This window comes from Arthrobacter sp. BE255, from assembly GCF_031457335.1.
GTDB lineage: Bacteria > Actinomycetota > Actinomycetes > Actinomycetales > Micrococcaceae > Arthrobacter.
Genome location: NZ_JAVDWK010000008.1, coordinates 113,640 through 127,335, shown reverse-complemented (window position 1 = coordinate 127,335; position 13,696 = coordinate 113,640). Strand labels below are relative to the sequence as shown.

The 13,696-nt window shown below is 66.5% G+C and carries 15 protein-coding genes; 14 read left to right on the top strand and 1 reads right to left on the bottom strand.

The genetic code is table 11. From position 1 onward, the window contains the following. Window position 1 precedes the first annotated feature (1 nt). From J2X42_RS14775 to J2X42_RS14755, 5 genes are read left to right on the top strand one after another with little or no spacing between them, the layout of a single operon-like run. Complete coding sequence (locus J2X42_RS14775; RefSeq protein ID WP_310166383.1) at window positions 2-1,165, top strand: acyl-CoA dehydrogenase family protein; 1,164 nt, start codon at window positions 2-4, stop codon at window positions 1,163-1,165. Window positions 1,166-1,188: 23 nt separating this feature from the next. Continuing rightward, window positions 1,189-1,971, top strand: coding sequence for a CoA transferase subunit A (locus J2X42_RS14770; protein ID WP_310166382.1), 783 nt, complete (start codon window positions 1,189-1,191; stop codon window positions 1,969-1,971). 2 nt (window positions 1,972-1,973) lie between these two features. Continuing rightward, window positions 1,974-2,741 carry a CoA transferase subunit B gene (locus J2X42_RS14765; protein WP_310166380.1) on the top strand — a complete coding sequence of 256 codons (768 nt, stop codon included), beginning with the start codon at window positions 1,974-1,976 and terminating at the stop codon, window positions 2,739-2,741. Next, complete coding sequence (locus J2X42_RS14760) at window positions 2,738-3,265, top strand: MaoC family dehydratase (RefSeq protein ID WP_310166378.1); 528 nt, start codon at window positions 2,738-2,740, stop codon at window positions 3,263-3,265. The genes J2X42_RS14765 and J2X42_RS14760 overlap by 4 nt, the downstream gene beginning before the upstream one ends. After that, entirely contained in the window at window positions 3,262-4,101 is an 840-nt protein-coding gene (locus J2X42_RS14755) for a CoA ester lyase (protein WP_310166376.1), read from the top strand. The genes J2X42_RS14760 and J2X42_RS14755 overlap by 4 nt, the downstream gene beginning before the upstream one ends. A gap of 10 nt (window positions 4,102-4,111) precedes the next feature. Here the strand turns inward: J2X42_RS14755 and J2X42_RS14750 are convergent, their stop codons facing one another. Next, window positions 4,112-5,584, bottom strand: a complete 1,473-nt coding sequence (locus J2X42_RS14750; protein WP_310166374.1) for a lipase maturation factor family protein — start codon at window positions 5,582-5,584, stop codon at window positions 4,112-4,114. A gap of 132 nt (window positions 5,585-5,716) precedes the next feature. On the opposite strand from J2X42_RS14750, the gene dxr reads away from it, so the two are divergent. From dxr to J2X42_RS14705, 9 genes are all read left to right on the top strand, one after another. Next, on the top strand, window positions 5,717-6,901 hold the full coding sequence (gene dxr, locus J2X42_RS14745; RefSeq protein ID WP_310166371.1) for a 1-deoxy-D-xylulose-5-phosphate reductoisomerase: 1,185 nt from the start codon (window positions 5,717-5,719) through the stop codon (window positions 6,899-6,901). Window positions 6,902-6,919: 18 nt separating this feature from the next. Continuing rightward, the gene (locus J2X42_RS14740; protein WP_310166369.1) at window positions 6,920-8,251 is read left to right on the top strand and encodes a site-2 protease family protein; all 1,332 of its coding nucleotides are present in this window, start codon (window positions 6,920-6,922) and stop codon (window positions 8,249-8,251) included. 220 nt (window positions 8,252-8,471) lie between these two features. Next, entirely contained in the window at window positions 8,472-9,164 is a 693-nt protein-coding gene (locus tag J2X42_RS14735; RefSeq protein WP_310166367.1) for a hypothetical protein, read from the top strand. Between the two features lie 110 nt (window positions 9,165-9,274). Further along, window positions 9,275-9,940 (top strand): MarR family transcriptional regulator, encoded by a 666-nt coding sequence (locus J2X42_RS14730; RefSeq protein ID WP_310166364.1) that lies wholly within the window; start codon window positions 9,275-9,277, stop codon window positions 9,938-9,940. Then, complete coding sequence (locus tag J2X42_RS14725) at window positions 9,937-10,455, top strand: hypothetical protein (RefSeq protein WP_310166363.1); 519 nt, start codon at window positions 9,937-9,939, stop codon at window positions 10,453-10,455. The genes J2X42_RS14730 and J2X42_RS14725 overlap by 4 nt, the downstream gene beginning before the upstream one ends. 76 nt (window positions 10,456-10,531) lie before the next feature. Then, a complete protein-coding gene (locus J2X42_RS14720; RefSeq protein ID WP_310166362.1) occupies window positions 10,532-10,825 on the top strand; it encodes a YciI family protein in 294 nt (97 codons plus the stop codon). Window positions 10,826-10,870: 45 nt separating this feature from the next. After that, window positions 10,871-12,037, top strand: a complete 1,167-nt coding sequence (gene ispG / locus J2X42_RS14715; protein WP_310166360.1) for a flavodoxin-dependent (E)-4-hydroxy-3-methylbut-2-enyl-diphosphate synthase — start codon at window positions 10,871-10,873, stop codon at window positions 12,035-12,037. Continuing rightward, a complete protein-coding gene (locus tag J2X42_RS14710) occupies window positions 12,000-12,890 on the top strand; it encodes a GNAT family N-acetyltransferase (protein WP_310166518.1) in 891 nt (296 codons plus the stop codon). Before ispG ends, J2X42_RS14710 begins: the two co-directional genes overlap by 38 nt. Window positions 12,891-12,925: 35 nt before the next feature. Continuing rightward, window positions 12,926-13,687 carry a hypothetical protein gene (locus J2X42_RS14705; protein ID WP_310166358.1) on the top strand — a complete coding sequence of 254 codons (762 nt, stop codon included), beginning with the start codon at window positions 12,926-12,928 and terminating at the stop codon, window positions 13,685-13,687. The last annotated feature ends 9 nt before the right edge of the window (window positions 13,688-13,696 follow it).

The window sequence follows — 13,696 nt, the reverse complement described above, 5'->3', positions numbered from 1 at the left end:
AATGCCGGATTTTGAACTCAGCGAGGAATACCAGGACCTCAGCGACACCGTACGGGACTTCGCGGACCACGTGGTGGCCCCCGTGTCCGCCAAACACGACGAGGAGCACAGCTTCCCGTACGAAGTCGTGAAGCAGATGGCCGACATGGGACTCTTCGGGCTGCCCTTCCCGGAGGAATTCGGCGGGATGGGCGGGGACTACTTTGCCCTGGCGCTCGCGCTCGAGCAGCTGGGCCGGGTGGACCAGTCCGTCGCCATCACGCTGGAAGCCGGCGTCTCCCTGGGCGCCATGCCCGTCTACCGGTTCGGCACCGACGCCCAGAAGGACGAGTGGCTGCCGATGCTGGCCTCGGGCCAGGCGCTCGCCGGCTTCGGCCTCACCGAGCCTGAAGCCGGCTCAGACGCCGGCGGCACCAAGACCCACGCGAGGCGTGAGGGCGGCGAGTGGGTCATCAACGGCAACAAGGAATTCATCACCAACTCCGGCACGGATATCACGCGCCTGGTGACAGTCACTGCCGTCACCGGACAAAAGGAACGCAAGGACGGGAGCATCAAGAAGGAGATCTCCACCATCCTTGTGCCCACCAACACCCCCGGGTTCACGGCGGAACGGGCCTACAACAAGGTGGGCTGGAACGCATCGGACACGCATCCGCTGACGCTGAAGGACGTCCGCGTGCCGGAAGCGAACCTGCTGGGCGAGGAGGGGCGGGGCTACGCCAACTTCCTTTCCATCCTGGACGAAGGCCGCATCGCCATCGCCGCCCTGGCCACGGGTGCTGCGCAGGGCTGCGTGGATTTGTCGGTGAAATACGCCAAGGAGCGCAGCGCTTTTGGCCACTACATCGGCAAGCACCAGGCCATCGCGTTCAAGATCGCCCGCATGCAGGCACGCGCGCATACCGCCCGCCTGGCGTACTACGACGCCGCCGCGCGGATGCTCGCCGGCAAGCCATTCAAGACGCAGGCGGCCATCGCTAAGATGGTCGCAGGCGAGGCGGCCATGGACAACGCACGGGATGCCACCCAGGTATTCGGCGGCTATGGCTTCATCAACGAATTCACCGTGGCACGCCACTACCGCGACTCCAAGATCCTTGAAGTGGGGGAGGGCACCACGGAAGTTCAGCTGATGCTGATCGCCCGCGAACTCGGACTGTAATAGCCGGCCGGAGAGGATCACTGATGATTAACAAGGTTGTTGCCAGCGCCGAGGAAGCCATAGCGGACATCCCCGACGGCGCCTCCCTCGCGGTGGGAGGGTTCGGCCTGTGCGGAATCCCGGTGGCCCTGATCGACGCGCTGCACCGTCACGGCACCAAGGACCTGGAGACCGTCAGCAACAACTGCGGCGTGGACGACTGGGGGCTGGGAGTCCTGCTCCGTGATGGCCGGATCCGGCGGACCATCAGCTCCTACGTCGGGGAAAACAAGGAGTTCGCGCGCCAGTACCTCTCCGGTGAACTCGAAGTGGTGCTGACCCCGCAGGGAACCCTCGCCGAGAAACTCCGGGCGGGCGGCGCCGGGATCCCCGCCTTTTACACCAAGGCCGGGGTGGGCACACAGGTATCCGACGGCGGCCTCCCGCAAAAATACGACGCCGACGGCGGCGTCGCGATCGCCTCAGCCGCCAAGGAAGTACGGCCCTTCAACGGAGTCGATTATGTCCTGGAGGAGTCGCTCACCCCAGACTACGGCCTGGTCCACGCCTGGAAGGGCGACCGCCACGGCAACCTCGTCTTCCACGCCACGGCCATGAACTTCAACCCGCTCTGCGCCATGGCCGGCAAGATCACCATCGCCGAAGTTGAGGAGCTGGTGGAACCGGGGGAGCTGGACCCCGAACACGTCCACACTCCGGGGATCTTCGTCCAGCGGGTGGTGGTTGTCCCCGCCGGTGAAAAACGGATCGAAAAGCGGACGGTTGCCCTCAACCGGCCGGCAGCCACAGAACAGGCAGGAGCGTAGCCATGGAGTCCACCAGCCCGCAGGGGGCGCCTCCGCGCCCCGAAGCCGTCCGCCCCGAATACCGGCGGGCCGCCGTCGGGCATCCGGAAGGCGCCGACCAGGAAGCCAAGGGGTGGACCCGCAACGAACTGGCTGCCCGGGTTGCCCGCGAGCTCAGCAACGGGCAGTACGTCAACCTGGGGATTGGCATGCCCACGCTGATCCCCAATTACATCCCGGCCGGGGTGGAAGTGGTGCTGCATTCGGAGAACGGGATCCTGGGGGTGGGCCCGTACCCCAGCGAGGATGCCGTCGATCCGGACCTCATCAACGCAGGCAAGGAAACCGTCACCGTCAACAAGGGCGCCGCGTTCTTCGATTCAGCCTCGTCGTTCGGCATGATCCGCGGCGGCCACGTCGACGTCGCAGTGCTCGGCGCCATGGAGGTGGCCCAAAACGGCGACCTCGCCAACTGGATGATCCCGGGCAAGATGGTCAAGGGCATGGGCGGGGCCATGGACCTGGTCTTCGGCGCCAAAAAAGTGATCGTCATGATGGAACACGTGGACCGCAACGGCCGGCCCAAGATCGTTGAGCAGTGCTCGCTGCCGCTGACCGGCAAAGCCTGCGTGGACCGGATCATCACCGACCTCGCCGTGATCGACGTCGTCACCGAAGGCGGCTCCTCCCGGCTGGTGCTCCGCGAACTGGCCCCCAACGTGTCAGTGGAGGAGGTGGCTGCGGCCACCGGGGCCGAACTCTTCGAAGAGGACCAGGAACTTACCGTATGACGGCGGAGAGCCCCCGGGTCATCGAGCAGCGCGGCCTGTACTTCGACGAACTGGAGGAGGGCGTGCTCTACGCCCACCGGCCTGGCCGCACCGTCACGGAAACCGACAACGTCCTGTTCACCACCCTGACCATGAACACCCAGGCACTGCATCTGGACGCCGCATGGAGCGCCGCGCAGCCGTTCGGCCAGCGTCTGGTCAACTCCATGTTTACGCTGTCCACCATGGTGGGGCAGTCGGTGTCGCAGCTGACCCAGGGCACCATCATCGCCCAGCTGGGCCTGACCGATGTGTCCTTTCCGCATCCGCTGTACCACGGGGACACGCTGTACACCGAGACGGTGATCACCGGGAAACGGCCCTCCGGGTCCCGGCCCGGCCAGGGGATCGTGACAATGCAGCACACCGGCCGGAACCAGGACGGCGCCGTGGTGGCGCTGGCTACGCGGAGCTGCCTGATGTGGACACGGGAGGCACATTCCGGGCAGCAAACCGGCGGCCAAAAGGGGACAATGGCTGTATGACCTTTGTGATGGGGCCAGCCCTCCTCTTTTGCCCTGCCGACCGGCCCGAGCGCTTCCAGAAAGCCGCCGAACGTGCCGACGCCGTCATCGTTGACCTTGAGGACGCGGTGGCGCCCGCGGACAAACAAAGGGCCCGCGGCGCGATCCTCGCCCAGCTGGGCGCCGCCGGCGAAGGGCCCGAACTCGACCCGAGCCGGACCATCATCCGGATCAACCCGGCCGGTACCGAAGAATTCGAAAAGGACCTGCACTGCCTGGCGCACACGCCGTACCGCACCGTGATGCTTGCCAAGGCTGAGAGTGCCGGGCAGCTCAAAGCGCTGGAGGACTTCCATGTTGTCGCCCTCTGCGAAACAGCGGCCGGCGTCCTGAACGCCCCCGCGATAGCCGCCGAACCGAACGTGGTGGCCCTGATGTGGGGAGCCGAGGACCTGCTTGCTTCCCTGGGCGGCACGTCCAGCAGGAAGGACGACGGCGGCTACCGCGCCGTTGCCCTGCATGCCCGGTCCGCTGTGCTCCTTGCCGCCGGCGCCTTCGGGAAGGCCGCTGTGGACGCCGTGTACGTCAACATCCCGGACCTGGAAGGCCTTGCCGTGGAGGCAGCCGATGCCGTGGCATCCGGGTTCGGCTCCAAAGCCTGCATCCACCCCACCCAGGCTGCCGTGGTCCGGGGCGCCTACGCCCCGTCCGAGGCCGACGTGTCCGCCGCGACTGAACTGCTGCAGGCCGCCGCTTCCGCCGGATCAGGTGTGTTCCAGTACAACGGCAAGATGATCGACGGGCCGATCCTCAAGCACGCGGAAGCCACCATCCGCCGCGCGGGGATCCGCACCTAGCCTGCCGGGCCTAGGTTGCCGGCCGGCGTCCGGGCGTCCGACGGAGCGACAGTGGCGGAATGGCCTCATAAAGGGGCGTCCGGACCCAGCGTTCCCCGGTCTTCCGGAACTCCGCCCTTGTGGAGAACCGGTACAGGTAGCTCCGCGCGCGCACCCAACGCGGCCTGCCGCCGTCGAACGGGTCATGGCGGAGCAGCCGCAGCACCTGGGGGTCCGCCTCCAGCAGCTTGGCGAGGAAGGTGTAGAACCATTCCTCATGGACTGACCGGAGCGGCAGGAACCACATCAGCCAGTCCAGCCGGAGGTGGTACGGGGCCCACTGCCGCGGCAGCCGGCGCACATCCCCGGGCTTGCCCTTGAAGCCGTACTCCTGCCAGCCGGAATCCTCCGGATCATCATCCGCCGTGCCCTCAACCACAATCTCGATCCGCTGCTTCGTGACCGTGCCGAACGCCCCGTAGGTGTTGACGAGCTGCCAGCGGTTGAAGCTCGCATTCATCAGCTGCCGCTTGGAGACCAGGTTGCGCACCGGCCAATAGCTCAGCACCACGAGCAGGAGGGTCGCGGCGAGGGTGATGGCCAGCCACCACGGCGGAGTCTCTCCGCCGGCTCCGGTTCCGGTGCGCCAGTCCAGCGGCAGGAAGGGCAGGACAGCGTGGGCCGCTGGGTCGCTCACGGCGGCGAAGGCCAGCACAATGGCAATCCAGTTCAGCCACGCGAAGTTGCCGCTGGCCACCAGCCACAGCTGGGTGAAAATGATGACGCCGGCGGCGGCGCTTGCCAGTGGCTGCGGCGCGAACAGGAAAAACGGCACCACAAGCTGGGCGAAGTGGTTGCCCAGGACCTCCAGCCGGTGGAACGGCCTGGGCAGCAAGTGCGCCTGCCGGCTCAGCGGCCCGGGCATCGGCTGGGTCTCATGGTGGTAGTAGAGCGCGGTCAGGTCACGCCATTCCCGGCCGCCCCGGATCTTGATCATCCCCGCGCCGAACTCCAGCCGGAACACCAGCCAGGCCACCAGGATCATCATGGTGCGTGGCGGGTCGGTCTGGTCCGATCCGAGGAAGGCCACGGTGAAGCCGGCCTCCAGGAGCAGCATCTCCCAGCCGAAGCCGTAGAACGTCTGGCCCACGTTGACGATCGACATGTACAGCAGCCACAAGGTCAGGAAGGCGATCAGCGGCAGCCACGGCGGGCCGAGCTGGGGGAGCCCGGCCACCAGGAGGGCCGCGATGGCCATCCCGGCGAGGCACACCGCCCGGAGAAGGCGGTCCGAATACCGCCAGCGGAAGAGGGTTGGCCGCCTGCGGGCGCTGAATCCCTCCAGGTAGTCGGGAACCGGCAGCAGCCCGCGTTCACCCAGCAGCGCAGGGAACTGGTTGAACGAGGACAGGAACGCGACGAAGAACAGTGCTGCGACGCCGCGTTGCAGCACCTGCCGGGCGAATTCGTACTCCGGCGCATCGAACCAGGAAACCCAGTCCACGCTGTCCACGTTACGCCCGCCGCCAGTTCCGCCACAGGGGGAGGGGCACTGCCCCATATCCGGCGTAGCGCCCACCCTGCGGGATGAGGCAGGCCGAACGGGCGTACCGTTCCGGTGCGGGATACTTAACCAATGCAGCCACGCAGAATCGTCATCCTCGGATCCACCGGTTCCATCGGCACCCAGGCGATTGACGTCGTCGACGGCGCCCCGCACCTTTTTGAGGTCGTGGCGCTCAGCGCCGGCGGAGGGAACCTGGAGCTGCTGGCCCGCCAGGCCGTTCACACGGGTGCTGCCGCCGTCGGCATCGCGTCGGGGGATCCGCAGCAGCTGGAGCTCCTTATCGCGGATGCCGCCCGCCAGGCCGGACGGCGGGACTACCGCCCGGAGATCATCTCCGGCCCCGATGCGTCCACCCGGATTGCCGAAATCCCCGCCGACGTGGTGCTCAACGGAATTACCGGCTCCATTGGGCTCGCACCGACGCTGGCCGCCCTGAAATCGGGTGCCACGCTGGCGCTGGCCAACAAGGAGTCCCTCATAGTTGGTGGGGAGTTGGTCAAAGCAGCAGCCCGAGAAGGGCAGATCGTCCCGGTGGACTCCGAACACTCCGCGATTGCCCAGTGCCTGCGCGCCGGCTCCGCCAATGAAGTGGACAAGCTGATCCTGACGGCCTCCGGTGGGCCTTTCCGCGGCCGGACCAGGGAGCAGCTGCACAGCGTTTCGCCCCAGGAAGCCTTGGCGCACCCCACCTGGGACATGGGGCTGATGGTCACCACCAACTCGGCAACCCTGGTCAACAAGGGCCTCGAGGTCATCGAAGCCCACCTGCTGTTCGACATCCCGCTGGACCGGATCGACGTGGTGGTCCATCCCCAGTCCGTGGTGCACTCCATGGTCCAGTTCGTCGACGGATCCATCATCGCCCAGGCATCGCCGCCGGACATGCGCCTGCCCATTGCGCTGGGGCTGGGCTGGCCCGACAGGGTGCCCAAGGCTGCGTCCCCGTGCGACTGGACCCAGGCCACGAGCTGGACGTTCGAGCCTTTGGACTCGCGGGCCTTCCCTGCTGTGGACCTCGCCAAGGACGCAGCGAAGCAGGGAAGCACCTTCCCGGCGGTGTTCAACGCCGCCAACGAGGAAGCCGTCATGGCCTTCCACCAGGGGTCCATCCGGTTCACCGACATCGTGGACACCGTCGCTGCCGTTCTCAGCGAACACCCAGGATCCTCCGGGCTGACGGTGGAGTCCGTGCTGGAAGCTGAAAGCTGGGCACGGGCAAGGGCCCACGAACGTTTAGCAGTCAGCAGTCTCTAGGAAGCAGTAAATCCACCCATGAGTCCCGTCCTCCTCTTTATCCTCGGTGTCGTCTTCGTGGCGATCGGCATCGCCGCGTCCATTGCGCTGCACGAAGTGGGCCACCTGGTACCCGCGAAACTTTTCAAGGTGCGCGTCACCAAGTACATGATCGGGTTCGGTCCCACTTTGTGGTCAAAGCGCAAGGGGGAAACCGAATACGGGGTTAAGGCCATTCCCCTGGGCGGCTACGTTTCCATGATCGGCATGTATCCGCCGAACAAGGAGGACGGAACTGTCAGGCCATCGAGCACCGGCATGTTCCAGACGCTGGCCACTGAAGCGCGGTCGATGGCCCACGAAGAGGTTGGCCCGGCAGATGCGAACCGGGTGTTCTACCGTCTTCCGGTGTGGAAGAAGGTCATCGTGATGCTCGGCGGCCCGGCCATGAACCTGCTGATTGGCCTGGCCCTCACCGCTGTCCTCCTGATGGGCTTCGGCATAGCCACGCCCACCACCACCATCGCCGATGTCTCCAAATGCCAGGTCGCGGCCGGCGAGACCGTGGACCCTGACTCCGCCGACTGCCAACTGACGCCCGCTGCCGCGGCAGGGCTCCTGCCCAACGACCAGGTCACCTCCTTTGACGGGAAAACCGTCACCAGCTGGGACCAGCTGACGGAGTGGATCCGTGCTTCCGCCGGAAAGGAAGTCAGCATCACCGTGGAACGCGGCGGCGCCCCCGTCACCACCACCGTGACCCCCGTGCTGTCTGCCCGGCCCATTCTTGGCGTCGACGGACGCCAGGCAAAGGACGACGCCGGCAACCTCCTGTACCAGGACGTCGGCTTCCTCGGCATTGGTGCGCAGAGCGAACTGGTGGCGCAGCCGGCGTCGGCCGTCCTGCCCATGGCAGGGGAGAACATCAGGCAGGTGGCCGGCGTGGTGCTTAACCTCCCGGCGCGTGTCGTGGGGGTGGCCAAGGCGGCCTTCAGCGAGGAGCCGCGCGATCCGAATGGACCCATCAGCGTCGTGGGCGTGGGGCGTGTTGCCGGCGAGGTCGCGGCCATGGAAGACGTGCCGCTGCAGTCCAGGCTGGGGGCCCTGGTGGGGCTCCTCGCGGGGCTGAACTTTGCCCTGGCTGTCTTCAACCTTGTTCCGCTGCTGCCGCTCGACGGCGGCCATGTAGCCGGCGCGCTCTACGAGGGTGCCCGGCGCCGGGTGGCCAAGGTTCTGGGCAAACCCGACCCCGGGGCCTTCGACATCGCCAAGCTGTTGCCGGCCACGTACGTGGTTGCTGCACTGCTCATGGGGATGAGTGCACTGCTCATCTACGCAGACATCGTCAAGCCCATCAACCTGTTTGGCTGACGCTTGATGCCGTGACCGGCCTCCGGAACTACCATTGAATATGCGCACGTTCGCGGCACCCGTGGGCCGTGGTTGCACCCCTGCTGCCGTCCACAGGGTACCCGCCCCAGACAGCGTCAGGCCTCCCCTGGGGGCACGCTGATCCGGATGCCCCTGCTGTATCCACTCACAGAATCTCTATTCCGGGCCGCCTCGCCCGTTTTGGGAAAAGGTGAACAAAGTGAACTCGCATCTCGTCATCCGCTGGATCCGGGCAGGGTTGTGGACACTGCCTGTCGCGTGGATCGTCACGGCCTGGTCCACGCTGGACCCGCAACCGGACCAGGCGAAGGACCCGGAGGCCTGGGCCCGTTTTGTCAGCTCCGACCCGTACCAGGCCAGCCACCTGTTCGGCAGCACCGCAGGCACCATCCTGGCCCTCTTCGGGGTCTTTGCCCTTGGCTGCTACCTGGCCAACAGCCGCTCGGGGCGGCTGGCGCTGGCAGCGATGGTTGCAGCTGTCGCCGGTACAGCCTTGCTCCTTGTGCCGGCCGTGATTTCCACATTTGCCACGCCCGCCATTGGCAAGGTCTACCTGGCCGGAAACCGGGACGTGATGCAGCTGGAATTTCCGGCGTCCATGACCGGGGCGTTCCTGCTTGGCTTGTTGCTCGCATGCGCCGGTAACGTCATGCTGGGGATCGCTGTGTGGCGTTCCCGGATGCTGCCGCGCTGGGCCGGGCTGCTCTGGGTGGCCGGCGTCGTGGTGTTCTACATCCTGGGCGCCGTGCTGGGGCAGGCGACAACGGGAAGCAGCCTGCCGACCCAGGCCGCCGGTGCACTCCTCATTGCGGTTGCCGGCGCGTGGATCGCGTGGAGCGCATCCCGGCAGACCAGGGCAGCGCCGGGCCTTGTAGCGACCGCCTCGGCCTGAACCGACGGGGACGCCCCGGCTGATTCTCCAAAATAAGCTCATTTTAGCTGAGTTTTACTAATCAGCTATTTTTAGTTGATTATTCGTTATCAGCTGCGTACGGTTGATTCATGTACGTCCTGACAATCGACCAGCGCGGCAGCAGTACCGACGTCGACCGCGTTCCGGACCTGATCTCCGAACTGGCGGGCCTCACCCCGGCGGCCTTTGAACGCTCCGTGGGCGATGAACTCCAAGGGCTCGTAGCTGACCCGGCCGAGGTGGTGGACATTGCCCTGCACGCCCTGCGCGGTGGCCACTGGTACGTGGGGATCGGCATCGGCACGGTGGTGCTGGCGCCCGGCGCCAGTCCGCGGGAAGGCGCCGGAACCGGGTTCGTGGCCGCCCGCAAGGCCGTTGAGATGGCCAAGGCCGCGGCCGGCCAGGTCCCGTTGTCGGTGGTATCCGGCAGTATTGGCCGGACAGCGGAAGTACCGCAGCATGCCCGGGAAGGAGCCGTGGCCTGCGCCAACGCCGAGGCGGTGCTCCGCCTGATTGGCCGCCTGGTCCAGGAGCGGACCGACGCCCAATGGCGGGTGGTCGACCGGCTCCGCCCCCTCCGGGACGGCAGGGGCAGGCATGGCAGCCAGAAACTTGTAGCCAAGGAGTTGGGAATTACGGAACAGTCGGTGAGCCGTGCCGTGCTCAGGTCCGGATGGCAGGAAGAATGGGCGGCCAGGCCTGCCGCGGCAATGCTCCTGGAGCACGCACATTCCCAGATTGAAGGAGACCGGTGAACGCACTCTGGATAACGGCGGCCCTGCTGGTGGCCGGATTCGCCGGCTGGCCCGTGACCGCCCTGGTCTTCCGGCTGGCCAGGACCATCGACGACAGGGCAGACGCCGCCAAAAAAGCCGGCCCCGCTGCCGATGACCCGTCAGCAGACGTCACCGTGGACATCATCCCTTCAGCCCCCGGGGCCGAAACGGGACAAACTGTCGACGGCGAGCTGACCACAGGCGGCGGCAGGCCGCCGTCGGACGCAACACCGGCCGCGCAGCCGGTTCCCGCCCAGCGGATCCTGCGCGGCGGAGCAATCATCGGCGTCCTGGAGCGCCTCGCGGTGTGCCTGGCCATCCTGGCCGGGCAGCCGGTGGCCATTGCCTACGTGGTGGCCATCAAGGGCCTGGGGCGTTTCGCTGAGCTGAAGGAAACGCCGGTGGCCGCCGAGCGGTTTATTATCGGGACGCTCACCTCCATGCTGTGGGCTGCCGGCGTTGCGGCCATCGTAAAAGTCCTGTTGCTGTCCTAGCTCCCGGACCACGCCACCGGGTTTGGCGGTCCTGGCCGGATCGGCGCAGGCCCGTCGCTGGGGATAGGGTGTCCTTATGACTGTTTTTGCTGTTGAGTACGTTTACGCTGCCGATTCCACTGCCGCCCGCGATGAGAGCCGTCCCGCGCACCGGGCCTGGCTGTCCACCCTCGCCGAGGACGGCCGGCTCCTGACCAGCGGACCCTATGGTGACGGCGCCGGCGCGCTGCTGATCTTCAAGGTCCAGGACGAGACGGAGCTGAACGAACTGCTCAAGCAGGATCCCTTCGCGCTGGCAGGCACCATCGCCGGAATCCGGACCACCGAATGGACCCCCGTGATCGGCATTCTTGCCGCGCACGCGTCCTGATCCCTGACCTTCCTCTTCTCCGTTACACCTACCCAAGGAGTCCACGTGACCTCGGTCAGCCTGGGAATGCCGTCAGCACCACCGCCCGTCCTGGCCCCCCGCCGGAAGACGCGCCAGATTAAGGTCGGTTCCGTGGGGGTCGGCTCGGACAGCCCCATCAGCGTGCAGTCCATGACCACCACACCCACCACGGACATCAACGCCACGCTGCAGCAGATCGCCGAGCTCACGGCGTCCGGCTGCGACATCGTCCGGGTGGCATGCCCGTCCGCGGATGATGCCGAGGCGCTGCCCATCATCGCCCGCAAATCCCAGATCCCGGTGATCGCGGACATCCACTTCCAGCCCAAGTATGTCTTCGCGGCCATCGAAGCAGGCTGCGCAGCGGTCCGGGTGAACCCCGGGAACATCCGGAAGTTCGATGACCAGGTCAAGGAAATCGCGAAGGCTGCCAAGGACCACGGCACGTCCATCCGGATCGGCGTCAACGCCGGCTCGCTGGAACCGGGCATCATGAAGAAGTACGGCAAGGCCACCCCCGAGGCCCTCGTCGAATCGGCTGTCTGGGAAGCTTCCCTGTTCGAGGAGCACGGCTTCCACGACTTCAAGATCTCGGTCAAGCACAATGACCCCGTGATCATGGTTGCCGCCTACGAGATGCTGGCCGAAAAGGGCGACTGGCCCCTCCACCTAGGCGTCACCGAGGCCGGACCGGCCTTCCAGGGAACCATCAAGTCGGCCACGGCCTTCGGTGCCCTGCTGTCCAGGGGAATCGGCGACACCATCCGGGTTTCCCTGTCCGCGCCGCCGGTGGAGGAAATCAAGGTCGGAAACCAGATCCTGCAGTCCCTCAACCTGCGCCCGCGCAAACTGGAGATTGTGTCCTGCCCGTCCTGCGGACGCGCCCAGGTGGACGTCTACACCCTGGCCGAGCAGGTCACGGCGGGGCTGGAGGGCATGGAAATCCCGCTGCGCGTCGCAGTCATGGGCTGTGTCGTCAACGGCCCCGGTGAAGCCCGCGAGGCGGACCTCGGGGTGGCATCGGGCAACGGCAAGGGCCAGATCTTTGTGAAGGGTGAAGTCATCAAGACTGTCCCCGAGGACCAGATTGTTGAGACACTGATCGAAGAGGCCATGCGTATCGCTGAAGAGATGGGGGAGGCCGATGGCGAAGATGCTGTCAAGGGTAGCCCCGTGGTTAGCGTCTCATAAGGACGGCACGGCGCCGGCGGGCATTTCCGTCCGGACCCTTGCCGGCGCGGACACGTCAGCACTGCGGCGCCTTGCCCAGCAGGACCCGGTAGCCAACGTCTTCATCCTTGCGCACCTGCGCTCGGCCGGCACGGCTGCGCCCACCACAGGTGGCGCATCGGTCCTTGGCGTGTTCGACGACGGCATGCTGGTGGGTGCCTGCTGGACAGGAGCCAACCTGGTTCCTGTCCAGCTGGACCCGGCCTTCGCCGGGCTGATTGCTGCGGCTGCCAACCGGACAGGCCGCCGCTATGCCTCGGCCTTCGGCCCCGCAGAGCCGGTGCTGGCCCTGCATGCCGAGCTTGAGGCGCTGGGCCACACCGCCCATGAGGTGCGCTCAGAGCAGCCGCTCCTCACCCTGGCCGGGCCGCCCACCGTGGAACCGAACACGGACCTGACTCTGGGCAGGCTCGCCGACTTTGACCGGATCCTTCCGGCCTGCGCCGCCATGTTCGAAGAGGAAGTGGGCTATTCGCCGTTCCTGGGCGGCCGCGAGTTCTACAGCCGGCGTGTGGAGGGCCTGATCCGGCAGGGGCACTCGCTGGTCCATCTCGGCCCCGGGGGGGACGTCATCTTCAAAGCCGAACTCGGGGCCGTGACGTCAGAGGTCACCCAGGTGCAGGGCGTCTGGATGAACCCGCTGTACCGCGGCCAGGGCCTCAGCGCCAGCTACATGGCGGCTGTTGTCGACCAGGCGCGGAAGATCGCCCCAGTCACCAGCCTGTACGTGAACGGCTTCAACACCAAGGCCAGGTCCACCTACGAGCGCGTCGGTTTCACCCAGCGGGGCACCTTCGCTACAGTCCTCTTTTAGGGGCAGGAGTTGCCCCATTACGTTGGGGGAACATTTTGAACAAGTCAGCGCTGCCTGGATTCACGGCGTCCATATTTCTCGCGGCGGCGTTGACCGCCTGCTCCGGCGGCGCGGACACGGCCGCAGGTAGCCCGGAGGCAGCTTCGTCCCCTGCTGCTTCCGCCGGTTCATCGCAGTCTCCCTCGCCAACGGGGACGCCCACGCCAGACGAAACGCCCGCCAAGTCCTATTCGAGTGACGAGCTTGCCACGCTGGTGGGCCAGATCAAGGATGCCCGGGGAGTCCCGCTCACGGTGATGCCTGCGGCCGGCCTCGCGGCGTCCGTCGAGCAGGCAAAAAAGTTGCTTGCAGACGTTGTCGTGGAACCGGCTCAGTGCCAGGACCTGGTGCTGGCAGCGAATTCCGCAGGCACCGAAGGCTTGTCCTCGGCGCTGGGCACAAGTGTCGATTCGGCTGCGGGCGCCGCTGCAGGGGTTTCCTTCGCTACGGGTACAGGTCCGGACGTGCCCGCGGTCCGGTCCGACAGCCTCGCCGCGTGCAAGAGCGTCACCGTCACCACCGCCGGGGTGACCGTGAGCGTCGTGACTTCGCCCGTTGAAGGAGTCGGTTCGCAGGCCGGCACCGTGGCGTACGTAACGGAAACCACCCTGCCTGACGGGCGCAAACAGTCCATGCTCATTGCGCAGGCCCGTAAGAACGGCGTGGCTGTCAGCGTTTCCGGCAACGGAATCAGCGAAGAGGATGCCATCACCCGTGTTGGTGGCCTGGTCGACCAGGCACTGGCCGTGCTTGACTGAAACTCCGGC